The organism is Pantoea sp. X85 (genome assembly GCF_029623675.1).
Taxonomy (GTDB): Bacteria; Pseudomonadota; Gammaproteobacteria; order Enterobacterales; family Enterobacteriaceae; genus Pantoea; species Pantoea leporis.
Genome location: NZ_CP121108.1, coordinates 2,083,269 through 2,107,523 on the forward strand (window position 1 = coordinate 2,083,269; position 24,255 = coordinate 2,107,523).

Annotated in this window: 25 protein-coding genes; 13 read left to right on the forward strand and 12 right to left on the reverse strand. The window is 53.9% G+C overall.

Annotation, left to right across the window (positions count from 1 at the left end; translation table 11 throughout):
- Positions 1-377 precede the first annotated feature (377 nt).
- A complete protein-coding gene (gene ydfG, locus P6287_RS09710; protein ID WP_101764358.1) occupies positions 378-1,124 on the forward strand; it encodes a bifunctional NADP-dependent 3-hydroxy acid dehydrogenase/3-hydroxypropionate dehydrogenase YdfG in 747 nt (248 codons plus the stop codon).
- Between the two features lie 128 nt (positions 1,125-1,252).
- Here ydfG and P6287_RS09715 read toward each other — a convergent pair whose 3' ends face one another.
- Positions 1,253-1,582, reverse strand: a complete 330-nt coding sequence (locus tag P6287_RS09715; RefSeq protein WP_192233901.1) for a YnfA family protein — start codon at positions 1,580-1,582, stop codon at positions 1,253-1,255.
- Positions 1,583-1,712: 130 nt separating this feature from the next.
- On the opposite strand from P6287_RS09715, the gene P6287_RS09720 reads away from it, so the two are divergent.
- Positions 1,713-2,048, forward strand: coding sequence for a DUF1283 family protein (locus P6287_RS09720; RefSeq protein ID WP_101764357.1), 336 nt, complete (start codon positions 1,713-1,715; stop codon positions 2,046-2,048).
- A gap of 52 nt (positions 2,049-2,100) precedes the next feature.
- Positions 2,101-2,397, forward strand: a complete 297-nt coding sequence (locus P6287_RS09725; protein ID WP_277974923.1) for a DUF1161 domain-containing protein — start codon at positions 2,101-2,103, stop codon at positions 2,395-2,397.
- Positions 2,398-2,428: 31 nt separating this feature from the next.
- Here P6287_RS09725 and P6287_RS09730 read toward each other — a convergent pair whose 3' ends face one another.
- A complete protein-coding gene (locus tag P6287_RS09730) occupies positions 2,429-3,889 on the reverse strand; it encodes an MDR family MFS transporter (RefSeq protein ID WP_101764355.1) in 1,461 nt (486 codons plus the stop codon).
- A 384-nt stretch (positions 3,890-4,273) separates the two neighbouring features.
- Between P6287_RS09730 and P6287_RS09735 the strand changes: the two genes are divergently transcribed.
- Genes P6287_RS09735 through osmV form a run of 4 tightly spaced genes read left to right on the forward strand, consistent with a single transcriptional unit; the run spans position 4,274 to position 7,726 of the window.
- A complete protein-coding gene (locus P6287_RS09735) occupies positions 4,274-4,990 on the forward strand; it encodes an ABC transporter permease (protein ID WP_101764354.1) in 717 nt (238 codons plus the stop codon).
- 16 nt (positions 4,991-5,006) lie between these two features.
- Positions 5,007-5,933, forward strand: coding sequence for a glycine betaine ABC transporter substrate-binding protein (locus P6287_RS09740; protein ID WP_008108905.1), 927 nt, complete (start codon positions 5,007-5,009; stop codon positions 5,931-5,933).
- 9 nt (positions 5,934-5,942) lie between these two features.
- Entirely contained in the window at positions 5,943-6,590 is a 648-nt protein-coding gene (osmW, locus tag P6287_RS09745; protein ID WP_064738719.1) for an osmoprotectant ABC transporter permease OsmW, read from the forward strand.
- Positions 6,590-7,726, forward strand: coding sequence for an osmoprotectant ABC transporter ATP-binding protein OsmV (gene osmV / locus P6287_RS09750; RefSeq protein WP_277974890.1), 1,137 nt, complete (start codon positions 6,590-6,592; stop codon positions 7,724-7,726). The genes osmW and osmV overlap by 1 nt, the downstream gene beginning before the upstream one ends.
- 144 nt (positions 7,727-7,870) lie before the next feature.
- Here the strand turns inward: osmV and P6287_RS09755 are convergent, their stop codons facing one another.
- From P6287_RS09755 to P6287_RS09770, 4 genes are all read right to left on the reverse strand, one after another.
- A complete protein-coding gene (locus P6287_RS09755) occupies positions 7,871-9,244 on the reverse strand; it encodes a nucleobase:cation symporter-2 family protein (protein ID WP_277974891.1) in 1,374 nt (457 codons plus the stop codon).
- A 178-nt stretch (positions 9,245-9,422) separates the two neighbouring features.
- A complete protein-coding gene (gene bioD, locus P6287_RS09760; protein WP_110866190.1) occupies positions 9,423-10,127 on the reverse strand; it encodes a dethiobiotin synthase in 705 nt (234 codons plus the stop codon).
- 102 nt (positions 10,128-10,229) lie between these two features.
- Complete coding sequence (locus P6287_RS09765) at positions 10,230-11,447, reverse strand: ROK family protein (protein ID WP_277974892.1); 1,218 nt, start codon at positions 11,445-11,447, stop codon at positions 10,230-10,232.
- Between the two features lie 134 nt (positions 11,448-11,581).
- Positions 11,582-12,478: a LysR family transcriptional regulator gene (locus P6287_RS09770; RefSeq protein WP_110866192.1), complete on the reverse strand. Its 897-nt coding sequence runs from the start codon at positions 12,476-12,478 to the stop codon at positions 11,582-11,584.
- 94 nt (positions 12,479-12,572) lie between these two features.
- On the opposite strand from P6287_RS09770, the gene P6287_RS09775 reads away from it, so the two are divergent.
- The 3 genes from P6287_RS09775 (at position 12,573) to P6287_RS09785 (ending at position 15,804) form a co-directional block, all read left to right on the forward strand.
- On the forward strand, positions 12,573-13,829 hold the full coding sequence (locus P6287_RS09775; RefSeq protein WP_277974893.1) for an MFS transporter: 1,257 nt from the start codon (positions 12,573-12,575) through the stop codon (positions 13,827-13,829).
- Positions 13,830-13,997: 168 nt separating this feature from the next.
- A complete protein-coding gene (locus P6287_RS09780) occupies positions 13,998-14,255 on the forward strand; it encodes a hypothetical protein (protein WP_110866194.1) in 258 nt (85 codons plus the stop codon).
- A gap of 364 nt (positions 14,256-14,619) precedes the next feature.
- Positions 14,620-15,804, forward strand: a complete 1,185-nt coding sequence (locus tag P6287_RS09785; protein WP_101764346.1) for a sugar transporter — start codon at positions 14,620-14,622, stop codon at positions 15,802-15,804.
- Positions 15,805-15,886: 82 nt separating this feature from the next.
- Here the strand turns inward: P6287_RS09785 and P6287_RS09790 are convergent, their stop codons facing one another.
- Positions 15,887-16,144, reverse strand: coding sequence for a YdgH/BhsA/McbA-like domain containing protein (locus P6287_RS09790; RefSeq protein WP_101764345.1), 258 nt, complete (start codon positions 16,142-16,144; stop codon positions 15,887-15,889).
- Between the two features lie 295 nt (positions 16,145-16,439).
- Here P6287_RS09790 and P6287_RS09795 point away from each other — a divergent pair, with 295 nt between their 5' ends.
- Positions 16,440-17,093, forward strand: coding sequence for a TetR/AcrR family transcriptional regulator (locus P6287_RS09795; RefSeq protein ID WP_222182152.1), 654 nt, complete (start codon positions 16,440-16,442; stop codon positions 17,091-17,093).
- 67 nt (positions 17,094-17,160) lie between these two features.
- Here the strand turns inward: P6287_RS09795 and rhaM are convergent, their stop codons facing one another.
- The 4 genes from rhaM to rhaB are packed head-to-tail and all read right to left on the reverse strand — an operon-like array spanning position 17,161 to position 21,039.
- Positions 17,161-17,475 (reverse strand): L-rhamnose mutarotase, encoded by a 315-nt coding sequence (gene rhaM, locus P6287_RS09800; RefSeq protein WP_008108878.1) that lies wholly within the window; start codon positions 17,473-17,475, stop codon positions 17,161-17,163.
- Complete coding sequence (gene rhaD / locus P6287_RS09805; protein WP_277974894.1) at positions 17,465-18,307, reverse strand: rhamnulose-1-phosphate aldolase; 843 nt, start codon at positions 18,305-18,307, stop codon at positions 17,465-17,467. The genes rhaM and rhaD overlap by 11 nt, the downstream gene beginning before the upstream one ends.
- A gap of 10 nt (positions 18,308-18,317) precedes the next feature.
- The gene (locus P6287_RS09810) at positions 18,318-19,574 is read right to left on the reverse strand and encodes an L-rhamnose isomerase (protein ID WP_217546568.1); all 1,257 of its coding nucleotides are present in this window, start codon (positions 19,572-19,574) and stop codon (positions 18,318-18,320) included.
- Positions 19,567-21,039: a rhamnulokinase gene (rhaB, locus tag P6287_RS09815; protein WP_277974895.1), complete on the reverse strand. Its 1,473-nt coding sequence runs from the start codon at positions 21,037-21,039 to the stop codon at positions 19,567-19,569. Before rhaB ends, P6287_RS09810 begins: the two co-directional genes overlap by 8 nt.
- A 290-nt stretch (positions 21,040-21,329) precedes the next feature.
- Here rhaB and rhaS point away from each other — a divergent pair, with 290 nt between their 5' ends.
- Together rhaS and rhaR are read left to right on the forward strand one after the other, a co-directional pair.
- A complete protein-coding gene (gene rhaS / locus P6287_RS09820) occupies positions 21,330-22,151 on the forward strand; it encodes an HTH-type transcriptional activator RhaS (RefSeq protein WP_217546563.1) in 822 nt (273 codons plus the stop codon).
- Between the two features lie 15 nt (positions 22,152-22,166).
- Positions 22,167-23,033 carry an HTH-type transcriptional activator RhaR gene (gene rhaR / locus P6287_RS09825; protein WP_222182160.1) on the forward strand — a complete coding sequence of 289 codons (867 nt, stop codon included), beginning with the start codon at positions 22,167-22,169 and terminating at the stop codon, positions 23,031-23,033.
- A gap of 27 nt (positions 23,034-23,060) precedes the next feature.
- Here rhaR and rhaT read toward each other — a convergent pair whose 3' ends face one another.
- Positions 23,061-24,095, reverse strand: a complete 1,035-nt coding sequence (gene rhaT, locus P6287_RS09830; protein WP_101764338.1) for an L-rhamnose/proton symporter RhaT — start codon at positions 24,093-24,095, stop codon at positions 23,061-23,063.
- Between the last annotated feature and the right edge of the window lie 160 nt (positions 24,096-24,255).

Genomic DNA, 24,255 nt, shown 5'->3' on the forward strand with positions numbered 1-24,255 from the left:
CCTTGGTGCTTTTTTATGAGTGCAGGTGATTGCCTTAAAGATAGTTTGCAAAGCGCATGCCAATGCAAAGAACAAAAAATACTGTTTACTTTCAATATAATAGGTTGTTTTGATGCGTTTTTGTGTCAAGCTTGACGAGCAAACGTATGCGCAACCGGTTGCCTGCTATCGCAAACGGTTGCGATTTAACATAGCGGCGAGTTTTGTCACGCATGGCGTGATTATCGCCTGTTGAGATGCGTCTTTGTGGTGCGCCAATGCACTCGTAATGTGCAGGAAAAATCCTGCAACACGCTGCTTTGGGTTTTCATGAGCATGGGTTCGAGGTTAATGCTAAGGTGTGGCTGATAACCTGAAATCGTTTAAGGAACAGTGAGATGATTATTTTTGTTACTGGCGCAACTGCTGGTTTTGGTCAAAGTATCACCCGCCGCTTCATTGCTACAGGTCACAAAGTGATCGCCAGCGGACGTCGCGCTGAGCGTTTAAAAGAGCTGAAAGATGAGCTGGGCGACAATCTGTATACCGTTCAGCTGGACGTGCGTAATCGCGCCGCCATCGATGAAGCGATCGCCTCCCTGCCCGCTGAATGGCGCAATATTGATGTGCTGGTTAACAATGCTGGCCTGGCGTTGGGTGTGGAACCGGCGCACAAAGCCAATATCGAAGACTGGGAAAATATGATCGACACCAACAATAAAGGTTTGGTGTACATGACGCGTGCGGTGCTGCCTGCAATGGTTGAGCGCAATGTTGGTCATATCGTGAATATCGGTTCGATTGCCGGTAGCTGGCCTTATTTGGGTGGCAACGTGTATGGCGCAACCAAAGCGTTCGTGCGCCAGTTCAGCCTGAATCTGCGTACCGACCTGCACGGCACCGCGCTGCGCGTGACCGATATCGAGCCAGGTTTGGTGGGCGGCACTGAATTCTCAAACGTGCGCTTCAAAGGCGATGACGATAAAGCGGGCCAGGTTTATGAAGGCACCACCGCGCTGACGGCGGAAGATGTCACCGAAGCGGTGTATTGGGTGACGACGCTGCCGAAGCACGTCAACATCAATACGCTGGAGATTATGCCGGTGACGCAAACCACCGCGGGACTGAAGGTGCATAAAGGTTAATCGCGGTTACACGCTGTTTGATCGAAATACCCGGGGCGATCATCCTATGAGGCGCTCCGGTGGCTTTCGCCGCGACGACCTCATCGGGATGTTTCCCCCCTGATATCGCACGCCGGTGTGGCCGATGATTACGCGCGGCCCCAACCGGTCACGATAATCAACATGCCGCTCAAGGCGACCAGCGCGCCGACCCAATCCCACGTACTCAGTTTTACGCCATCCACCACGCGCAGCCAGATTAGCGCCGTCAGCACGTATACGCCGCCATAGGCCGCATAAACGCGCCCGCTCGCGGCGGGATGCAACGTTAACAACCAGACAAACAGCGCCAGACTTGCCGCGGCCGGCACCAGCAGCCACGCCGTCATGCCCTTCTTCAACCACAGCCACGGCAGGAAACAGCCAACAATTTCCGCTATCGCAGTGATAAAAAACAGCAAGGCGGTTTTGACCAGCATAGAAAATCTCTCGCTAAGCTAAACAAAGCGCTCACCGCTGGTGAGCAAAGAAGCAGCGATGATATACTAGCGGCCATGGTTGTTACAGCCGCGATCCCGGCTGTGCTGGTGTTAACTGAAGGAAATGACGATGAAAAAACTGTTTTCCGCCCTGCTGGCTACCGTGGTGACGTCGAGCCTTTTAATGGCTGCGCCCATCGCTGCGGCCAAAACCGATCGCCTGATTATTGAAGATGGCAGCAGCGCCTCCAGTAATGAAGCCGCGCGCCAGAGCAAAGAGCAGTGGAACGATACCAAAAACCTGCGTAATAAGGTCAATACGCGCGTTGAGAAAGAGTTTGATAAAGCGGACAAAGCCTTTGATACCCGCGACTCCTGCGAGAAGAGCTATAACGTTAACGCCTATTGGGAACCGAATACGCTGCGCTGCCTCGACCGCCGCACCGGACGTCCAATTGCACCTTAATCGTTTATCACTGCTATAGTTTTGACAGGATTTCTGACCAAAGGAGTGAATGATGAAAAAACGTAATGCAGTTCTGCTGATGGCGATCTTGTCGCTGCCGCTATTGGCGCAAGCGTCTTGTGAAAGCGTCAAAGCGGACATCAGCAAAAAAATCATTAACAACGGCGTCGCCGAATCGGATTTCACGCTGGATATCGTGGCCAATGATCAAGCCGATCAGGTCGGCGGCCAGGTTGTGGGTCATTGTGAGAACGACACACAGAAAATCGTCTACAAGAAAAATGGCCGTGATGGTGACAGCACCGTGCCAGACAGCGCGGGCAGCTCTCAGGATACGCCAGCGCAGTAAACTTTCGGGCGGCTCTCTGGCCGCCCTGCTTTTACTCCACTTCCGGCCTTTGCCGCGGCATTATCCACGCCACCCACAACGTTAGCAGCGCAATCAGCAACGACACTACAAACACCCAATGTAAAGAACTGGCGATTTGTCCGGTCCAGTCATGCAATGTCGCCTCCGACAGCGCCTGACGGCTTTCAGGCGACATGATTTTCTGCATCGGATCGTCGGCCTGCGGCAGACGCAGCGACAAATTGAGGTTCAGCACCGCGCCCAATAACGCGGTACCAATCGCCGACCCGATCATGCGGCTGAACATGATTGAGGCGGTGCAAATGCCGCGAATATCGTAATGCGCATGGTTCTGTACCGATACCAGAAACGTGGTGCTGGTCATGCCCATGCCGGTGCCAATCACAAAGGCGGTGAATCCGGCCTGCACGATTGAGCTGTCGCTGCGCAGTAGCAGCAGTAATGCGCTGCCCGCAATCAGCAGCAGCGCGCCCAACTGCGCGGTGAAGCGATAGGAGGTGATAAGCATCAACCTACCGCTCAATGTACTGGCCAGCGGCCAGCCAATCGACATCATCGCCAGTGCGCTGCCGGCCTGCAGCGGCGTGCCGCCGGTGATGCCCTGAATCCAGGTTGGTAGAAAGGCGCTGATGCCCATCATGCTGGCACCGATGATCAGGTTGCCAATGTTGCCAGCGACGATAAGCCGGCTGCGCCAGATTTCCAGCGGGAACAGCGGCGCATCAGCACGCTGTTCATGCTGTTTTAAACGCCAGGCAGCAATGACCGCCAGCAGCAGGAACGGCACCAGCCAGAAACCGAGCACTTCTGCCTGCAGCAGCGCGACCAGCAACGCCGTTACGCAGATCATCAGCCAGCAGCTGCCGGTGAGATTGAGCGTGGTGGCCTGATTTTGTTCGCGCGATGGAAGAAAACGCGCCAGCAGCAGCATGGCGATGGCGCCAATCGGCACGTTGACCCAGAAAATCACCGACCAGCTAAAGTGCTGCACCAGCCACGCGCCGCTCAGCGGACCAATGATTGCCGCCACGCCCCAGACGCTGGAGAGCCAGCCCTGGACGTTGGCGCGTTCGCGCGGCGAATAGACGTCCGCCACAATGGTGGACGTTAGCGGCATTATCGCCCCGGCACCTAACCCCTGAAAAGCGCGAAACAGGATCAGCCACGCCATGCTGTGGGCAAATCCGCACAGAATCGATCCCAGTAAAAAGAGCGAAACACCGATAAACAACAGCCGTTTGCGGCCCCACATATCTGCCAGTCGGCCATACAGCGGCACGCTAACGGCTTGCGTCAGTAGATAGATGGAAAATACCCAGCCAAACTGCGAAAAGCCGCCAAGATCGGCAATAATGGTCGGCATGGCGGTGGCTACGATGGTGACTTCAATCGCCGCCATAAACATAGCGAGCATGCAGCCGATAAGAATCCAGTGGCGATGTTCCGTGTTCAATTCTGCAGTTTCAGTCATACGTCTCCTTAATTTCTAACAAGGCTAGCTGAAAATTCACCAAACCAGTTTCCTCTACGTGCGCCCCATCTGTTACGACGTCACTTATTTCGATGAAAATTTTTTATTGTCGGATGATGCCTTATTCCACGCGGGTTAGATGGCGTTTTTTATTATTTCTATCTGTCTGATTTTGCCGCAAAAACTAGCGCTTATCGACAAGCATTGCTATAGGTCTAAGCGGTGCTTTCCAGATATTCACTGAAAAAGCATCTGATAACAGTCATTTTAACTGCAATTTAACGGGGTGAAGGATTTTCGTGTGTGTGCGTTTTAACACTGCGCCGTCATCCTGGGAATGACATTACCTATCGAACGATTTCTTGAATCAGGGAGACACTGGCTATGCAAAATGCATCGCTCGCCCGCCGCGCTGGGCTGGCTCTGCTCGCGATTGTTGCGGTGATTGCCCTGCTGGTTTGGGGGCTGGGGCTCAATACGCTGCGCGACCGGCGGGAAGATTTGGTTTATCTCGGGCAGCAGCATCTGTTTTTAGTGTTTTGGTCAATGTTCTTTGCGTTACTGGTGGGCATTCCCAGCGGCATCCTGCTTAGCCGTCCATTTGCTCGTCGCTGGGCAGAGTACGTGATGCAAATCTTCAACGTGGGTAACACGCTGCCTCCGCTGGCGGTATTGGCGCTCGCGATGGTGATTGTCGGTATCGGCGATCGTCCCGCGCTGATTGCCCTGTTCCTCGCCTCGCTGCTGCCGATTGTGCGTAATACTTTTGCCGGTTTAAGCGCGGTACCGCCGTCGCTGATTGAAGCCGCCAACGGTATAGGTATGACGAAGTTTCAGCGTTTGCGTCAGGTGGAAATTCCCAATGCGCTGCCGGTGATTCTGGCAGGCGTGCGCATCGCCACGGCGATTAACGTCGGTACCGCGCCATTGGCGTTTCTGATCGGTGCCAGCAGTTTTGGTGAGCTGATTTTCCCCGGCATCTACCTCAACGACTTCCCTACGCTGATCCTCGGCGCTGTGGCCACCGCGCTGGTTGCGCTGGTGCTCGACATGCTGCTCGCAGCATTGGGACGTTATCTCAGCCCGCACTCTGCGGCTTAACACAAGGAGCTTTGTGATGGCCACTGCCAACAAACTGGCGCGCTGGGTTAAACGTACTGCGCTGGCACTCACCGCGACGCTGGCAATCAGCCAAAGCGCCGCGGCTGCAACACCGATTACCATGGCAACCAAGAGCTTTACGGAGCAGCACATCCTCTCCGCGATGACAGTAATCTGGCTGCAAAAGAAAGGTTTTCAGGTGATTCCCAAGACCAATATCGCCACCACCATTGGTCGTAACGCGATGATCAATAAACAGATTGATATGACATGGGAATACACCGGTACTTCGCTGATCATCTTTAACCACATCAATAAGCCGATGTCGACCGAAGACGCGTATAAAACGGTAAAACAGCTGGATGCGAAATTGGGCCTGGTGTGGCTTAATCCTGCACCGATGAACAATACCTATGCGTTTGCCATGCAACGCGATCGCGCAGAGAAAGAAGGCATCAACACCATGTCGCAACTGGTGGCGAAGCTGGAAGAGGTACGCAAGAACGATCCGGATCATAACTGGAAACTGGGTTTGGACCTGGAATTCTCGGGCCGCTCCGATGGTCTTAAGCCATTGCAGAAAGCCTACAACATGCCGCTCGATCGTCCGCAGATTCGCCAGATGGATCCCGGCTTAGTTTACAACGCGATTCGCGATGGCTTTGTTGACGCCGGTTTAATCTACACCACCGATGGCCGTGTGAAAGGGTTCGAACTCAAAGTATTAGAAGATGATAAGCACTTCTTCCCAAGTTACAACGTCACGCCCGTAGTGCGTCAGGATGTGCTGGAGAGCCATCCGGGCCTGGATACGGCGCTCAATCAGCTCTCCGCGTTGATTAATGACGAAGCGATCACCGAGATGAATAAGCGTGTCGATATTGATCATCAGTCGCCGCAACAGGTGGCGCGTGATTTCCTTCAATCCAAGAACATGCTGTAAGGAGGCGCTGTGGATACCTTGCATTACATCATGAATAACTGGCACACCTTGATGACGCTCACCTGGCAACACACGTGGCTGGTGCTGGTTGCGGTCGGTTTCGCCATTATCGTTGGCGTACCGCTGGGCATTTTGATTGTGCGCTTTAAGTGGCTGGCCACGCCCGTGCTCGGCATCGCCACCATTGTGTTAACCATTCCCACCATCGCGTTGTTTGGTTTGATGATTCCATTGTTTTCTATGATCGGTCAGGGCATTGGCGCCCTTCCCGCTATTACCGCCGTGTTCCTCTACTCGCTGCTGCCGATTGTGCGTAACACCCACACCGCGCTGGAGAATTTGTCTCCCGGACTGCGTGAAGCCGGTCGCGGGATTGGCATGACCTTCTGGCAGCGTCTGCGCTGGGTAGAAATTCCGATGGCGCTGCCGGTGATTTTTGGCGGTATTCGTACGGCGGTGGTGATGAATGTCGGCGTGATGGCGATTGCCGCCGTGATTGGTGCGGGCGGTTTGGGCCTGCAACTGCTCGACGGGATCAGCGGCAGCGATGTGCGCATGCTGATTGCCGGTGCCTTGATGATTTGTTTGCTCGCGATTGTGCTTGATTGGCTGCTGCACCGTTTGCAGTCGGCGCTGACTCCTAAGGGGATTCGATAATGATAAAACTGGAAAACCTGACGAAAACCTTTACGCAAAAGAACGGCACATCACTCAATGCCGTGGACAACGTCAGCCTTGAAGTGCCTGCCGGGGAAATGTGCGTGCTGCTCGGCCCATCGGGTTGTGGCAAAACCACCAGCCTTAAGATGATTAACCGTTTGATTCCCTCCTCAAGCGGCAGGATTTTGATCAACGGTGAAGACACCAGCGGTCAAGATACCGTCACCCTGCGCCGCAATATTGGCTATGTCATCCAGCAGATTGGTCTGTTCCCGAATATGACCATCGAGGAGAACATTACCGTGGTGCCGCGCATGTTGGGTTGGGATAAGAAGCGCTGCCGTGAACGCGCCACGGAGTTGATGAGCATGGTGGCGCTCGATCCGACCAGGTTCCTGCATCGCTATCCGCGCGAAATGTCTGGCGGTCAACAGCAGCGTATTGGCGTGATTCGCGCGCTGGCTGCGGATCCACCAGTATTGCTGATGGATGAACCTTTCGGCGCGGTCGACCCAATCAACCGTGAAGTGATTCAGAACGAATTCCTTGAGATGCAGCGCCAGTTAAAGAAGACCGTTATGCTGGTTAGCCATGATATTGATGAAGCGCTGAAGCTCGGTGACCGCATTGCGGTGTTTGGTCAGGGGAAAATTGTGCAGTGCGCCAGCCCGGATGAGCTGTTAGCCAAACCGGCGAACGACTTTGTTGGCTCCTTTGTCGGTCAGGACCGTACGCTGAAACGTTTGTTGCTGGTGCAGGCCGGCGATGTCACCGATCAGCAGCCCACCATCACCGTGCAGCGTAATACGCCACTGCAGGAGGCCTTCGCCACCATGGACGATAACGATATGCGTTCGGTGACGGTAGTTGATGAAGATGGCAAGCCGCTGGGATTTGTGAAGCGTCGTGAAGCGCGCGGCGCCACTGGCCGCTGCGAAGAGATGCTGCATACCTTTAAAGTGACGGGCAAAGCGGAAGAAAACCTGCGCGTGGTGCTGTCGAAGCTGTATGAGCACAACACGGTGTGGATGCCGATCGTCGATGAGGAAGGTCGTTATAGCGGCGAGATATCGCAGGATTACATTGCCGATTATCTCAGTTCTGGACGTACGCGCCGTCGGTTGAATCCGTAAAACCCTAAGCAGTCGCCGAGGGGCATATGGCAGATCGTAAAGTCGCCATAAATCATCCCTGAGGCTCAGCCCGCGCCTTCCCTGGCGCGGGATGCTTTACTCCTCTGCCATATGCCCCTCGGCTATTTGACTCCGTGCGCTTTGTTAACGCGACTCCTCAGCCGTTTTTGCCGCCACTGCTTCGCTGCGCTCTGAAGGCAGCACGACATTCAAAATAATCGCCAGTATCCCGCCAGTAGTCACCGCGTGACCAAACAGGTTGCTGATCAGTGTCGGGAACTGTTTCAGCACATCAGGTACCGCTTCGACACCCAAACCGATACCAAACGACACGGCAACAATCAGCATCTCGCAGCGGCCAAGTGGCGTTTGCGTCATCACGCGGATGCCGGCCGCCACCACGCTCCCAAACATCACGATGGTCGCGCCACCCAGTACCGGCGGTGGAATCTGCTGCAGCATATAGCCAATCGCCGGGAACATACCGAGCAGCACCAGCATTACGCCGATCACCATGCCAACATAACGGCTGGCAACGCCGGTCATTTGGATGACGCCATTATTTTGCGCAAAAGTGGTGTTGGGAAAGGCAGAGAACACGGCGGCGAGCAAGCAGCTGATGCCATCGGCGAAAATACCGCCCTGCATGCGGCGCTCAAACGCTTCGCCTTCAATCGGCTGCTGCGACAACATGCAGTTCGCCGTGAGGTCGCCCACCGCTTCAATCACGGCTATCACCGATACCAGCGCGATGGGAATGAAGATGGTCCAGTCAAAGGCAAAACCAAAACGGAACAGCGCCGGCATTACCAGCCACGGCGTATCACCCATTGGCTTAAGGGTGAGATGGCCGGTTAACGCTGCGGCGATACAGCCCGCAGCAATGCCGGCCACCACCGCAACCAGCCGCGTCCAGCGATTTTGCGAACGGTTAAGTACGATAATTACCAGCAGCGTCAAGGCACCGAGCGCCAGATTGCCGGGCGCGCCAAAATCGCTGGCGTTATGGCCGCCAGCCCAATCGGTGATGCTGACTTTGATCAGGCTGATACCAATTAAGGTAATAACGGTGCCGGTAACCACCGGCGTCAACACTTTGCGTAATGGCGCGATGCAGCGGCTGATCAACATCGGAATCATCGCCGCTACTAAGTTGCAGCCAAAGATCATCGCCATGATCTCTTCTGGCGATCCGCCGCGCGCTTTGACCATCAATCCGCCCGACAGAATCACCCCGAGAAAGGCAAAGCTGGTGCCCTGCAGGCAGATCATGCCTGCGCCAATGCCCATAAAGCGGCGCGCCTGCAAGAAAGTACCGAGACCGGAAACGAGCAGCGACATGCTGATCAGGTAAGGGATCCATGCCTGTAATCCCAAAACGGAACCAATAATCAGCGGCGGCGTAATGATGCCCACTACGCTGGCCAGCACATGTTGTAGTGCGGCACAAAATGCAGGCAATGGACCGATGCGGTCATTCAGCCCATACAACAAACCTTTCTCATCTGATTGCGACATACAGGTGCTCCGGCAAGATATTCATCAGAGCTGCTGATGCATGAATCACGCCAGAACAAGGGGTTTATTAAAATTTGGAAGTAAGATATTGAATATTTTGGCAATTAATTCAGTAAAGAGGAGGGCTGAATCTGAAATCTTAGATTCAGCCATTGATCATTTGCGGCCTTTTGTTTCATCAGGCCGCAGGCTTTGCACTGTTGTCGTGCGTAATATTGTCATCGAGCAGTGAAATATCCAGATAACCACTCAGTTCCCGTTGTTCTGCGCGCGGCAGATAAGGCAACTCGCCTAATAAAGGTGCACCTAACTTGTTGCTCAAAACATCAATAATTTCAGCGTAATGCGCCAGACCGGGATTAATACGGTTGGCTACCCAACCCACGAGTCGCAATCCATCCTGCGCAATCGCCTCGGCGGTCAGTAAAGCGTGGCTGATGCAACCTTCTTTAATGCCGACTACCAACACAACGGGTAAATGTTCCTGCCGCACCCAGTGGGACAAAGGCTGTAAGTCGTTCATTAAACTGCGCCAGCCGCCGGTGCCTTCTACCACCACGCGCGCGGCGCGCTGCTGCAAATCGTTTAGACTGCGGCTGAGCAACGGATAATCTATACGCTGCGACGCGCTGGTGCTGATTTCATCCTCTTGTAAGGCGATAGGATTGACGGCGGAATAATCGAGAGCGAGACCTGAAGCCTGCTGTAATAACAGGGCATCTTTATTACGTAAGCCTTCAGATGTGAGTTGCGCGCTTTTGGCGACAGGTTTGAAGCCTGCGGCGCACAGATTCGCCTTGGCAAAGCACTGCAATAATGCGCGTGATACCACGGTTTTACCCACCGCGGTGTCGGTACCGGTGACAAAAAGCGTTTTCACCATTCTCCTCCTTCATTAAAGCGATGTGTAACGTGCGAAGGAGGCAGTTTAAGGAAATGTTTTCGCGGGCAGATTGCGTTAGGACAAACTTAAGGTGAGCTGTAATTATCCCTGCAACAGTTTTACCAATAAATGGCCGCTATAGAGCGCGTCTTTTATCAGTGCGGCGCCGCCAAAGGTGCCGGGATCGCTGAAAGCCGTTGGTGTGAGCTGGATTTTACTGCTGTATGCGGGCAAGGCTTGTTGTCGAATGGTACTGCTCACCGCAGGGAACAGCACATCGGCGGCCTGATTCAGCGGCGAACCGATAAGGATTTGTTGAGGATTAAAGATGTTTACCATCATCGCCAGCATGCGGCCAATATGATGTCCGACGCCCGCAATCACATCACGCGCCAGGCGATCGCCCTGCTGCGCGGCTGCGCATAAGCTCTCAATCGTCAACGGCGTCTGATGCAATACACTGTCCGGCTGCGACGGCAAACGCTGGGCGGTGAGAGTAAGCAGGCTTCCGATGCTGGCGACGGTTTCCAGACAGCCATTATTGCCGCAATAACACTGCTGGCCGTAAGGATCGATTTGCGTATGACCAATTTCCACCAGCGTACGACCATTTTTGTGCAGCAGTTGTCCGCCGCTGATCACGCCCGCGCCGACGGTTTCATCAATCACAATCTGAATCACATGTTGCGCGCCACTGGATGCGCCAAACAGCGCTTCGGCTAACGTCCAGGCGGAAATATCATGCTGCACGAACACCGGCAGACCGGTGCGCTGCGCCAGCGTTTCTCCCAGCGGCATATCCTGCACGTCATAACCCGGCATACGATGGACCACGCCAGAAGCGGCGTTGATCAATCCTGGCAAGGTAATGGCGATGGCGGTCAAACGCTCCAGCTTGCTTTGGTGGCGAATAAAGAAGTCATTCACTGTCTCGTGCAAGGTTTGCAGCAGTGGTTTGTCGGCGCTGGCGTGCAGCGGCAGGCGATCTTCCTGCAGCGCGCGGCTGCTGAGATCGCGCAGCGTCAGCGTAATAAATCCGGGCTGAATGCGAACGGCGAGATAGTGCCAGGCGAGCGTATCGAGGATCAAACCAATCGCGGGACGACCGCGACTGCCCGGCTCCTGAAATTCAGTTTCCTGAACCAGATGGGCATCGAGCATTTCACGCACGATTTTGGTAATGCTGGCGGGGGCTAACTGGGCACGTTTAGAAAGCTCAATACGCGAAATCGGGCCGTAAAGGTCAATCAGTCGGTAAACCACACCTGCGTTGGTCTGTTTTATCTGATCAATATGACCAGGTTGACTGTACAGATTCACGCCCAGCTCCCATTATTTTCGCGCTTCTAAATAAACAGCAGCTATGGTGATGCAGATTGACCAGCAGCGTCAAATATTTGATTAGAAATGTGATTTATCGCACATAAAGTTTGGGCCCTCATTCAACTGCGGACTCAATTCTCTGCATTTTGCAGCATCAGCGACATCATATTGGTCATTTGCGCCGTCGGTTCTCGCGTCGCTGACCAGACCAGCCAAACTTCAGAAATCGCGTCGCTCTCCTGCAACGGGATCCACACCACATCAGCCAGACGTGCACGGCTGAATGACGCCGGCAGAATCGACACGCCGAGTCCGGTCGCCACCAGACCAAGAATGGTCATCGCCTCGCCCACTTCCTGCGTAATAAAAGGTTTGATTTGATAGCGATGCAGCAGCGCCAGGATTTCACCGTATAACGCAGTGCCGCCTTGCGGATCGAAAAATACAAACGGCTCGTTGGCTAATGCCTGAATGGAAATCGACTCTGCATCGGCCAGCGGATGCGCCCAATGCACTACCGCGCATAGCGGCTCACGCAGTAACACGCGGTGCTGCAGATCGCTGGGCAGCGGCGTATTGCGCATCACACCGAGGTCGAGCCGATCGTCATGAAGTGGCGCAAGCTGCTGCCGCGTATTGTTCTCCTGCATCTGAATGTGCACTTCTGGCCAACGCTGACGGAATTGGTACAGCGCGTCAGAAACCAGACCGGTAAACGGCGCTGAGGAGGTAAAGCCGATGCGCAACTCGCCCTCCTGCCCGCTATGCACGCGTGCGGCGCGGCGGGTGGCCTGCTCCACCTGTAACAAAATGGCACGCGCATCCTGCAAAAACAGCGCGCCGGCGGGCGTGATCTGTACGCTGCGATTGGTGCGGGTAAACAGCTGGGCGCCAATTTCCTGCTCCAGTTGCTGGATCTGCTGACTCAGCGGCGGTTGCGAAATATTCAGGCGCTGCGCGGCGCGGCCAAAATGCAGTTCCTCCGCGACGGCAACGAAATAGCGTAAATGACGCAACTCAACATTCATACTTTAAACGTCTCATTTGAGATTATTAATATATTGTACAACCTATTCGCCCTTTCCTACAGTAACGGCATGATTGTTCAAACGAGGATGTTCCGTGAGTCGCTCTTCTCAGGCGGTGATACTCGATGAAGACGAGTTGTCCGTAAAGCCTGCTCCAGCTGCAGCCCCTTCAGAATGGATTGAACGCGGATCGCCGCAGTTTATGCGCGTGACGCTGGCACTGTTCTCCGCCGGTCTTGCCACTTTCGCCCTGTTGTATTGCGTGCAGCCCATTCTGCCGGTGTTATCGCAGCAATTTGGCGTTTCTCCAGCGCAAAGCAGTATTTCTCTCTCGCTATCGACCGGCTTAATGGCATTGGGATTACTGTTTACCGGGCCGCTGTCGGATGCGATTGGGCGTAAATCGGTGATGGTTACCGCGCTGTTGCTCGCGGCTATCTGTACCTTGATTTCCGCCACCATGAGCAGTTGGCAGGGGATTTTGCTGATGCGCGCGCTGATTGGTTTGTCACTGAGCGGGGTTGCGGCGGTTGGCATGACCTATCTGAGTGAAGAGATTCATCCACGCGTTATCGCCTTTTCCATGGGGCTGTACATCAGCGGTAACTCGATTGGCGGCATGAGCGGACGCCTGTTGACGGGCGTATTGACCGATTTCTTCTCGTGGCGCGTTGCGGTGGGCGTTATTGGCTGTTTCGCGTTGGCGGGCGCGCTGATGTTTTGGAAAATTCTGCCTGCGTCGCGTCATTTCCGTCCAGCTTCGCTGCGTCCGCGTAGTTTGCTGATCAACTTCCGTTTGCACTGGCGCGATAAAGGATTACCGCTGCTGTTCGCTGAGGGCTTCCTGCTGATGGGCGCGTTCGTCACGCTGTTCAACTACATCGGCTATCGCCTGCTGAGTGCGCCCTGGTCGCTGAGCCAGGCGGTGGTGGGATTGCTGTCGGTGGTCTATCTGACCGGCTCCTGGAGTTCACCGAAAGCCGGCGCGATGACCAGCCGCTTTGGACGCGGTCCGGTGATGATTGGCGCAACTGCGATTATGCTGACGGGATTGCTGCTGACGGCGTTTAACTCACTATGGCTGATTTTACCCGGCATGATGTTGTTCACCGCCGGATTCTTTGCGGCGCACTCCGTTGCCAGCGGCTGGATTGGCCCGCGTGCGCGTCGGGCTAAAGGCCAGGCATCGTCACTCTATCTGTTTAGCTATTACGTTGGATCCAGCGTGGCGGGTACATTGGGCGGCGTGTTCTGGCACAGCTATGGCTGGATGGGCGTTACGGCATTCATTAGCTTGCTATTATTAATGGCTTTGCTTGTCGGCTGGCGATTGCAGTGCCGGAAACTGTAATACCTTTCATCTGTTAAACGGGGCTAATGCGCCCCGTTCTCTCATCAAGTCCACGCCATCCGGTGATCTCACAGTCCCAGATAAAACAAAACGGCCATTCGTCGCTATAATTCATTCCATTCCAACAATAGTTAGACTTTTATTATTTCACAGCAATGAGGACGATAGATGGGACTCTATTATTACGTCGATAAGCAAGCCGGCTATAACGACAACCATGTAGTACATGCAACGGGATGCCCGTACTTACCCGCCGATGAGGCACGCCGTTTCCTTGGGACTTTCTACACGCCAAATGCCGCCATTCAGCAAGCGCGTAAATTTTATGCCAGCGCGCTGGGCTGCGAGCACTGCTGTCCGGTGGGGTTAAAAAAAAACATGACGACTCAAAATAGTGTGGCACTAAAACACATGGTGCGACTCTGATAATCATGATGTGAGAGTGGTCAGCAGACTTAACTCTTTTGTTAAGCAGCACTGCGGCGTTTCATAATAACTATAAATTTAAGTGTAATAATAACTGGACCTTAAGGCGCTCAAAGTGGCGTCAGGTCCAGTCGTCTCTATCTCCCCGTTTTTGATCTAGTTCGCGCTCGTATTGATGACAGAAAGCGTAAAAACGTAAGGCTATTAATTACGCCACTCTTGATAAAAAATATTCAGTAATAAAAGCCCGACAAACGGTTTCCCTCCGCTCATTAATGCTCCACAATAGCGGCAATTTGTGACTCCGGTCACTTTCTGGGGTGCTTTTTGCCCTCTCATTTGCCGTCTGACTGATTTGAACTCCATGCAATCTACTACTGTTTCACGTAAAACGGCCTGGCTACGCGTTGTACTGCTGGCTATTGCTGCTTTTGTCTTTAACACCACAGAATTCGTGCCTGTCGGTCTGCTGTCGGATATCGCCGCCAGCTATGACATGAAGACTGCCGATGTTGGCATTATGCTGACTATCTACGCGTGGGTTGTCGCGCTATTGTCTCTGCCGCTGATGTTGTTAACGCGCAATATTGAGCGCCGCCTGCTATTGGCCGTGTTGTTCATCGTGTTTGTTGCCAGCCATGTGCTGTCATCTTTGGCATGGGATTTCACCTCACTGGTTATCTCGCGCATCGGTATTGCCTTAGCGCACGCCGTGTTCTGGTCAATCACCGCTTCGCTGGCCATTCGCGTGGCGCCTGCAGGTAAGAAAACTCAGGCGTTGAGTATGCTGGCAACCGGTACCGCGCTGGCGATGGTGCTGGGCGTGCCGATTGGGCGTATCGTCGGTCAATATCTTGGCTGGCGCACTACTTTCGGCATGATCGGCTTGTCTGCTTTGGTGTTGCTGATTTTGCTGATGCGCATACTGCCGCGTCTGCCGAGCGAGCACACGGGTTCACTGAGCAGCGTTCCGATGCTATTCCGCCGTCCGGCGCTGGTGGCAATGTACGTACTGGTTACCGTGGTGGTGACGGCGCATTATACCGCTTACAGCTACATCGAACCGTTTATGCAGGTGGTGGCTAATGCCGATGATAATTTCACCACGCTGCTGTTACTGCTGTTTGGATCAGCGGGTATTCTCGGCAGCGTGCTGTTTAGTACGCTGGGCAATAGATTCCCTTCTGCGATGCTGATCGCTGCAATTGCGATGATCACACTAAGCATGGGCTTGCTGGTGTTTGCCGCAGTACGTCCCGCTGCAATCACCGTGCTGTGCATCGTTTGGGGCATGGCAATGATGATGATTGGTCTGGCGATGCAGGTGCGCGTTTTGGCGCTGGCACCGGATGCCACCGACGTCGCGATGTCCCTGTTCTCAGGTATCTACAACATCGGTATCGGCGCGGGTGCGCTACTGGGTAATCAGGTCAGTTTGCATATGCAAATGTCTGATGTCGGTAACGTCGGCGGCATTATTGGCCTTGCCGCACTGTTCTGGTGTATCGCTATCTTCCGCCGCTATCCTCAGCTGCGTTCAAACGGATAAGAAAAAAGGCTTCAGAAGGTTATCTTCTGAAGCCTTTTATTCACTTCCTGCGGAATGCTAAATTGCCCTCCGCTCAATTCTCTTAGTTATAAATTACTGCTGTGCCATTTAGCTTGTTGTTGCCAGAGGTCGAAGTGATGCGGAATGACTTTGCTCCGGCAGCACTGGCCTTTTCCGCTAGCTGATTCTCCAGCGATGTCAGGTTAGTGCTACCTGATGCGCTAACCACACCAATTTGTTGTTGATTCAGCGGCGCTTCGTTTACTAAGTCTGCAGCCATGCTACCAAACGCGATTGAAGACAATGCTACAGCGGCCAAAGTCAGTTTGATGCTTTTCATAATTTTGCTCTCTTAAACAGATGAATTGGGGTCGGTCGCGATTAAGTTAACAACCGTTAATTAAATGCTACTGCCGAATGGGTCCGCGCGTCAATCATTTTATTAACGGTCATTATTTTAATCGGAAGTGGCGTGATTATGGGCTTCCCAGCCCTTTTTGACTTATCCATTTGGGTGCTTTCGCAAGCAAAAAGCACAAACGGGCAAAGACGAATAGACTCATTCCGGGCTGCGCTTGCATATTTATTTAATGATCGGTAATTTAATGGGGTGTTTCTACGCTTTGAGGTGCCCAATGACAGAAGTTATCGATGTGGTGAACAGGAAAACGCGCGGCCGTCCGAAAGTGTTTGATCGCAACGATGCCCTGGACAAGGCATTGATGTTGTTCTGGGCGCATGGCTATGAAGGCACTTCGCTGTCCGATTTGGTTAACGCTACCGGCGCTAAGGCCCCAACCCTTTATGCTGAGTTTGAAAATAAAGAAGGGTTATTCCGTGCGGCGATGCAGCGATACATTGAAACGTTCAGCGCACAACGCAACGCCGTGCTAAATGATGATGCTTTAGACGTGAAAACGGCCATTGAAGCCTATTTTCGCGCAACCGCCGCATGCTTCACCGAATGTGATAAGCCTGCTGGCTGTTTCTTTATTTGTACCTCGAGCGCGCTCTCTTCCGGCTCAGAAGAAGTGGCGCAAATGCTGGCTCAACAGCATCACGCGCAGGAATCAGCGTTAAAAGCATTTCTTGATACCCGGCAGCAGCGCGGCGAGTTACCGCAATGTGCCAATAGTGCAAGGTTAGCCCGCTACCTGGCGTGTTTACTGCAGGGCATGTCGGTGCGTGCGCGTGAAGGCGCTAATCGTGAGGACCTTGACCAGATCGTGGATACGCAGATGGCAATCTGGCCCGCTCTGGCGGGATATTGTGAATTGAGCACCAAATAAAATTCAGGCCGACTTCCGTGTCGGCCTAAAATTATTGCCTCCGTACAAATACTGAGGTGAGCGCGCGTTAAGGCAGGAAAAACATCGGTTTCAACGCTGCACTCACCGGACTGTTATCCGGATTCGATGGCATTAAATCCTTCATCGATGCCCACCAGCGCTGACACACTTCCGTTTTTGCCACTGCTTCCCAGCGCGCTTCAGACTCAATTTCCACGCTGGCAAACAGCAGATTGCGTTCAGCATCCAGCCAGATAGCGTAATTGTGCGCGCCATGCGCTTTTAGCGTCTCAGCCAGCTCCGGCCAAATTGGCGTATGACGGCGCAGATACTCATCGTGGCAGTGTGCATGCACCTGCATCACAAAGGCTTTACGCAACATCGCTGCGCTCCGCCTGCAGCGCGGCTTGCCACGGCTTAACGTTGAAGCGTTCACCCAGCGCGATCAGCTGCTCAGTGGTGATGCTTTGACGAATGCCGCCCATTGACAGCGCTTTTACCACCACTTCGGAGGATTTCTCCGCCGTATCGATCAGGCCGAAAGTCTCGTCGAGGTTTGGACCCGCGCCAAAGATGCCATGGAACGGCCACATCACAATGCTGTGATTTGCCATTGCGTCTGCCGTTGCCTGACCAATTCCATCGGTGCCGGGCACCATCCACGGCAGAATACCTACGCCATCCGGGAACACCACCAGACATTCGGTGCTGCCTTCCCACAACAGGCGTGTGAATCGTGCGGAATCCAGATCGACCACATAGCTCAGCGCCATAAAGTTGGTGGCGTGGCAATGCATGATGACGCGATCAATGTCGTTTGAGACCTGCTTGCGCACGCTGTGCGACTGGAAGTGAGCTGCCAACTCTGATGTTGGCAGGCCACCGTTACTCAAACCCCAATGGATTTTGTATGACAAGCCTTTGTCATCCACCTGCAGCAGCGCCAGACAGTCGGCCGGGTCGAGCTGAACGTTACGGAAAAACTTCCCCGACCCGGTGACCAGGAACCAATCATTGGCCAGCGCTGGAGCAGGTTTGGTCAGCTCAATACAGCGCGGCTCGGCATAGAAATCACCGGCGAAATCATTAACTTCTTCCGGCAGTAAACGTAAGCTGACGTTGCCGCCATTACGCTCATCCCAGCCTTTCAACCACATGTCGCTGGTCGCTTTAACCATTCCCTGAACAAAAGCGGAAGAGAGGATATTTTGCATGGTGTGTACCTTAACGTTGACGCAGTGTTTGTTGTTCATAATGACGGACTTCGCTCAGCCAGCTGGCATCAGCAGGGACATCGTGGCGCAGACACCAGGCTTCCCACACCGCTTGCCACGGCAACGATTTTTGTTCTTCCAGCATCGCCAGGCGGCCGGTGTAATCCCCTTCGTTCTCCAGCTTGCGTAACTGGTCGGTAGGTTCCAGCAGAGCACGCAGCAGCGCTTTTTTGGCATTGCGTGTCCCAATTACCCACGCCGCGATGCGGTTGATCGACGCATCGAAGAAGTCGAGACCGATGTGCACCTTGTCGAACAATTTGTGGCGCGCGATCTCGGTAGCGATGGCCTGGGTTTCATCGTCGAGAATCACCACGTGATCGCTGTCCCAGCGCACCGGACGGCTTACGTGCAGCAGCAGGCGCGGCACATAGAGCATGGCCGTGGAAATTTTGTCGGAAATCACTTCGGTTGGATGGAAGTGGCCGGCGTCCAGAGTCAGCGCGGTCTGGCGGCTGCTGGCATAACCCAGGCAGAATTCATTGGAACCCACGGTGTAGCTCTCTGCGCCGATGCCAAACAGTTTGCTCTCTACCGCATCAATGTGGTGCGCAGGATTGAGTTTTTCACTGATCACTTCATCAAGCGCACTCGCCAGGCGTTGACGCGGTCCTAAACGATCGACGGTGAGATCTTTCATTCCGTCCGGCACCCAGATATTCATAACGGATGCGGTACCCAGTTGCTCACCAAAGTGTGCAGAGATACGACGGCTGGCCTTGCAGTGATCGATCCAGAACTGACGAATCCCTTTGTCGGCGTGTGACAAGGTAAAGCCATCGGCGCTCAGCGGATGGGAGAAACAGCTTGGATTAAAATCGAGGCCCAGCTTGTGCGTTTTGGCCCATTCCACCCAGTTGCTGAAGTGTTTCGGTTCAATCGCATCACGATCGACCGGCTTATCGCTCTCCAGATAAATCGCATGCAGGTTGAGGCGTTTAGCACCCGGAATGAGTGACATCGCTTTTTCAACATCAGAGCGCAGCTCATCAGCATTACGGGCGCGTCCCGGATAGTTGCCGGTAGCCTGAATACCGCCGGTCAGTTCACCGTTCGGATTTTCGAAGCCGCGCACGTCATCACCTTGCCAGCAGTGCATCGAGACCGGAATGCCATCCAGCTGCGCCATTACCTGTTCCACATCCACACCGATGGCGGCGTAACGTTGTTTGGCCAGTTCGAAGGCCTGTTCAATCAGCTTAGTCATATGCAAGTTCCTTAGCAGGTTGGCTGAGCGCGGCAAAGCGTGCCTGATGGGCAGCGAAGGCGCTGTTGTTCAACGGTTCAAATTTTTCTAACGGGAAGTTTTGGCTAATGCAGCGGCGTAAATCGCTGACGTCACGCAGTTCGCCCAAAGCAATGAGCTGGCAGCCGACGTTGCCGAGCGTCGAGGCTTCAATCGGCCCCGCCAATACCGGCAGCTGACAGGCATCGGCACACAATTGATTTAACAGCGGGTTCTGACTGCCGCCGCCCACCACATGCAGTTGACGCAGCGGTGCCGCGCGCAGTGTGCCGAGTTCGCCAATAACCTGGCGATAGAGTAAGGCCAGACTGTCGAAGATGGTGCGAGCCAGCGCAGCCGGCGTCTGCGGTACGGGCATATTCTGTTCGGCGCAGGCGTTTTGAATCTCCTGAACCATGCTGTCTGGATTGATAAAACGGCTGTGATTGGGGTTAACCAGCGCACGACAGGCGGGCTCTTTTGCGGCTTCTTTGATCAGCGAACAGAGATCGGTAATTTGCAGCTCAGTGCAGACACGTTGCAGCAGCCACAAACCCATAATGTTTTTCAGAACGCGGTAGCCTTCTGCTCCACCTTCATTGGTTACGTTGGCATTGAGCGCCGCCGTGCTGACACAAGGCTGCAAGCTCTCAATCCCCATCAATGACCAGGTTCCCGAGCTGAGATAAGCGGCATCATCCTGCATTAACGGTGTGGCCAAAACCGCGCTCGCCGTATCGTGAGTCGCAACCGCGATCACCGGAATGTGGTTACCGCTGGCGCTGGTCCAGTAACCGACAGTGTTACCTGGCGATGTGGGTTTGCCGAACCACTTAGCTGGCACGCCAGCCCACGCAAGCAAATCGCTGTCCCATTCGCCGCTGTGAATATTGAGCAGTTGTGTGGTGGTGGCGTTGGTGTATTCCCAGTTCATCTGGCCGGTAAGGCGATAGTGCAGATAGTCAGGAATCATCAGCGCATACTGCACTTTTTCCTGCCAATCTGGTTGCTGCTGATGCAGTGCGTGCAGTTGATAAAGGGTGTTGAACGGCAAGAATTGAATGCCGGTGCGCTGATAGATTGCACCTTTGCCGAGATCGTTAATGGCCTGAGCCATGTGCCCTTCTGTGCGCTTATCGCGATAACTTACCGCCTCGCCGACGCGTTCACCGTTGGCATCCAGCAGCACCAAATCGACGCCCCAGGTATCTATGCCAATGCTGTCCGGCACAATGCCTTCATCATCAAGCTGGGCCAGCCCTAAACGAATCTCTTGCTCCAGGCGATCCAAATCCCAACAATCATAATCTGCACGGCGCACACGCTGATTGGTGAAGCGACGCACTTCGCGCAGGCTGATCTGCTGATTCGCTGAACTCCATTGTGCGAGCATCACGCGCCCGCTGGATGCGCCTAAATCAATGGCAACAATGTTACGCATACTCATGGCGTGTTCTTCCTGTAATGAGATGACTACAGATTAGAAATCTCCGCTTTTTGCCACCTTCCCCTTACTGCCAGTGCGTAATAGTCACTGGCAGGCTGACAAAGAAGTTCGTGAGAAAGCTCACAGAACCACACAAGTGGCGAGATGTGAGCCTTGCCGCATTTCTGTCAATCGCCGGTGAGATCTTGAAAAATTAGCCATTTTCCTGCGTCACTAAGATGAAAATTCAAGGTAAGGTGCGGGGCGCCTGCGTAGACTCGGCAACGGTTGAGTTAATTAAGAGGCGAATCATGACCGTTCTACATAGCGCAGATTTCTTCCCTGAAGGGAATTACGCCATCGCCATCGAGCCGCGTGTGCCGCAGCAGGCATTTCCGGAGCACCATCATGATTTCCATGAAATCGTGTTGGTGGAACACGGTTCTGGCATTCATGTGTTTAACGGTCAGCCACAAGCTTTATCCGCAGGATGCGTATGTTTTGTGCGCGATCACGATCGTCATCTTTATGAGCAAACGGAAAATCTGTGTCTAACCAACGTGCTGTATCGCAGTCCGGCATCATTTCGTTTTCTCTCGGGTTTGCAGGCGCTCCTGCCGCGCGAAGAAGAGGATCACTACGCGTCGCATTGGCGCATTAATCACAAGGTGATGGCGCAGGCGCTGCAAATCGTTACGCAGATGAAGCAGCAAGATGTGTGGTCGCTGGAACGTCACGCACGTCAGGAGCAACTTTTTCTGCAACTGCTGGTGTTGTTGCGCGAAGCGGCTCACAACGATCAATCACAGGATCAGGAAGCACGCTTACATCGGTTGCTCGACTGGCTCAATGAGCACTACAGTGAAGAGATTGTGTGGGATGCATTAGCCGATCGTTTTTCATTGTCGCTGCGCACTCTGCACCGCCAGATGAAGCAGCAAACCGGTAATACACCGCAGCGTTACCTTAATCGGCTTCGCCTGTTACAGGCGCGGCATTTACTGCGTCATAGCGATATGCGCATTACAGACATCGCCTACCAGTGTGGATTTGGTGACAGCAATCACTTCTCCACGCTGTTCCGGCGGGAATTTGGCTGTGCGCCCAGAGCGGAGCGCCAGCAGATGCTATAACTGGAGCGTTTCCTCATGTCGCTGATCTTAACGCGCGAAGACTATTTTCCGGCCACCAATCTGCCGATTGCGGTGGCCGAGCGCATGCCGCAGCCCTCCTTTCCTCCGCACCGTCATGAATTCAGTGAAATCGTTATCGTCTGGCGCGGTAACGGCCTGCATGTGTTGAACGATCGTCCATGGTTGGTAACCTGCGGCGACGTTTTTTACATTCACGATAACGACTGCCACAGCTATGACAGCGTCAACGATCTGGCGCTGGATAACATTCTTTACTGCCGCGATCGCTTTCGTCTTGGCCTTGACTGGAGCCAGTTGTTGCCGCCGCAAGAAGAAGATTCGCCGGGCTGCTGGCGTTTGACCACCCGCGGGATGGCGTTAGCGCGCGGTGTGATTAGCCAGCTGGAACGCGAAAGCCGCAAAAGTGATTCGCTATCGATTCAACTCTCTGAGGCGCTGTTTTTGCAATTAGCATTGATTCTGCGCCGTCACGGTTATGCCGCCGATCGGCCCTGGGCGTTACCTGAAGGAGAACAATTAGATCTGCTGATGTCGGCGCTGCAAGGTGCCATCAGCCGTCCATTCGATTTGGCAGTGTTCTGCCAGCAGAATCAGTTGAGCGAGCGCGCATTGAAGCAACTGTTTCGCCAGCAAACCGGTATGACCGTGGGACACTATCTGCGGCAACTACAGCTGTGTCAGGCGAAATATCTGCTGCGGACGCAGGATTGCTTAATCAGTGAAGTGGCCGCGCGTTGCGGCTTCGATGACAGTAACTACTTTTCGGTGGTGTTTACGCGGGAAACCGGTTTAACGCCGAGCGCGTGGCGGCAGCGTTTCCTGCCGCAGCGTGAACTCTCAACAGAGAAAGTGAAGGCCTGACGTGCCGTAGCGGCGTCAGGCTATACATCAGGCTGCCATGCCTAATCCAACAATATTGGCAGCAATGATAATTACCACACAACCCAGTGACAGAACGCGAACCGGACGTTGACCCGCCGATTTCCACTCTTTTAGTACCAGACCAACCAAACCACCGCACAGCACGTAGAGGCTCATATGCAGCATCCAGCTGATGAAGTCATACTGTGCCGGGATTTTGGCGTGTCCCCAGGCATAGAAGAAGAACTGCAGATACCACATGGTGCCGCCCAGCACGGCAAACGCGATATTGGCCAGCAGCATTGGTTTGGCGACTGAGAAATCACGGCGTACTGAAATATCGGTTTTTACCGCCAGACGGATGAAGCAGTAAGCCAGATTGATTAACGCACCACCGCCCATGATCACCACATAGCTTGGCAACGCAACATAGAGTGGATTGATACCCAGATTGGCTGCAGCTTCATGCATCGGCTTGGCGGCATCCATCGCAAACGACATGCCGGCCGAAAAGATGCCGCACATTACGGCCAAAATCAGCCCTTTTTTCAGGTTGAACTCTTCGGCATTGATGCCCAGCGCCCGCTCTTTTAACAGACCGGCACGCGATACAATCCCTACGCCGATCAGCGCAACTAACACGCCGAGCAGTGTCATACGTCCGCCGGGTGAGCTGAACAGCTCGACAAAGCGGCCTTGTAGTAGCGGCGTCATCAGGGTTCCCACCACTAACGTGATACCAATGGCAATACCGATGCCCATCGACATCCCGAGGTAGCGCATGGTCAAACCATAGTTGATGTTACCGATGCCCCACATGGCACCAAACAGAAATACCGGCATCAGTTGAGAGAAACTGAAGCTGCCGTAATACGCCCAGAAGTTCGGCAGTAATACCGCACTGACTGCCCAGGGAAGAATCAGCCACGACATAACGCCGCCTACCGACCACATCGTTTCCCAGGACCACTTTTTCACCTGCTTAAATGGAGCATAAAAACAGGCGGCACTGGCGGCACCCACCAGATGCCAGAAAATACCTGCAATGATGGCACTGTTCATTGTTATTCCTTCGTAAGGTTGAGGCCAACAGGAAACCGGCGGTTTCCCGATTACCGGCAGTCTACGGTGGGCAGCTTTTCGTCAGCCTTTGGATGGCTGCCGGAAAGCGGAGGTTGCTGGCAAAATTCGGTGGGTCGTCAACATAAGGATCACAAAATCG

Bases quoted from the DNA above. Each gene is read 5' to 3' on its own strand.
- rhaR (WP_222182160.1), top strand. From the start codon at position 22,167: ATGTCGCTGATCTTAACGCGCGAAGACTATTTTCCGGCCACCAATCTG.
- rhaS (WP_217546563.1), top strand. From the start codon at position 21,330: ATGACCGTTCTACATAGCGCAGATTTCTTCCCTGAAGGGAATTACGCC.
- P6287_RS09770 (WP_110866192.1), bottom strand. From the start codon at position 12,478: ATGAATGTTGAGTTGCGTCATTTACGCTATTTCGTTGCCGTCGCGGAG.
- rhaB (WP_277974895.1), bottom strand. From the start codon at position 21,039: ATGAGTATGCGTAACATTGTTGCCATTGATTTAGGCGCATCCAGCGGG.
- P6287_RS09755 (WP_277974891.1), bottom strand. From the start codon at position 9,244: ATGTCGCAATCAGATGAGAAAGGTTTGTTGTATGGGCTGAATGACCGC.
- rhaM (WP_008108878.1), bottom strand. From the start codon at position 17,475: ATGTTGCGTAAAGCCTTTGTGATGCAGGTGCATGCACACTGCCACGAT.
- P6287_RS09795 (WP_222182152.1), top strand. From the start codon at position 16,440: ATGACAGAAGTTATCGATGTGGTGAACAGGAAAACGCGCGGCCGTCCG.
- P6287_RS09730 (WP_101764355.1), bottom strand. From the start codon at position 3,889: ATGACTGAAACTGCAGAATTGAACACGGAACATCGCCACTGGATTCTT.
- P6287_RS09720 (WP_101764357.1), top strand. From the start codon at position 1,713: ATGAAAAAACTGTTTTCCGCCCTGCTGGCTACCGTGGTGACGTCGAGC.
- P6287_RS09725 (WP_277974923.1), top strand. From the start codon at position 2,101: ATGAAAAAACGTAATGCAGTTCTGCTGATGGCGATCTTGTCGCTGCCG.
- osmV (WP_277974890.1), top strand. From the start codon at position 6,590: ATGATAAAACTGGAAAACCTGACGAAAACCTTTACGCAAAAGAACGGC.
- P6287_RS09810 (WP_217546568.1), bottom strand. From the start codon at position 19,574: ATGACTAAGCTGATTGAACAGGCCTTCGAACTGGCCAAACAACGTTAC.
- P6287_RS09780 (WP_110866194.1), top strand. From the start codon at position 13,998: ATGGGACTCTATTATTACGTCGATAAGCAAGCCGGCTATAACGACAAC.
- P6287_RS09715 (WP_192233901.1), bottom strand. From the start codon at position 1,582: ATGCTGGTCAAAACCGCCTTGCTGTTTTTTATCACTGCGATAGCGGAA.
- ydfG (WP_101764358.1), top strand. From the start codon at position 378: ATGATTATTTTTGTTACTGGCGCAACTGCTGGTTTTGGTCAAAGTATC.
- P6287_RS09735 (WP_101764354.1), top strand. From the start codon at position 4,274: ATGCAAAATGCATCGCTCGCCCGCCGCGCTGGGCTGGCTCTGCTCGCG.
- P6287_RS09740 (WP_008108905.1), top strand. From the start codon at position 5,007: ATGGCCACTGCCAACAAACTGGCGCGCTGGGTTAAACGTACTGCGCTG.
- rhaT (WP_101764338.1), bottom strand. From the start codon at position 24,095: ATGAACAGTGCCATCATTGCAGGTATTTTCTGGCATCTGGTGGGTGCC.
- P6287_RS09790 (WP_101764345.1), bottom strand. From the start codon at position 16,144: ATGAAAAGCATCAAACTGACTTTGGCCGCTGTAGCATTGTCTTCAATC.
- rhaD (WP_277974894.1), bottom strand. From the start codon at position 18,307: ATGCAAAATATCCTCTCTTCCGCTTTTGTTCAGGGAATGGTTAAAGCG.
- bioD (WP_110866190.1), bottom strand. From the start codon at position 10,127: ATGGTGAAAACGCTTTTTGTCACCGGTACCGACACCGCGGTGGGTAAA.
- P6287_RS09785 (WP_101764346.1), top strand. From the start codon at position 14,620: ATGCAATCTACTACTGTTTCACGTAAAACGGCCTGGCTACGCGTTGTA.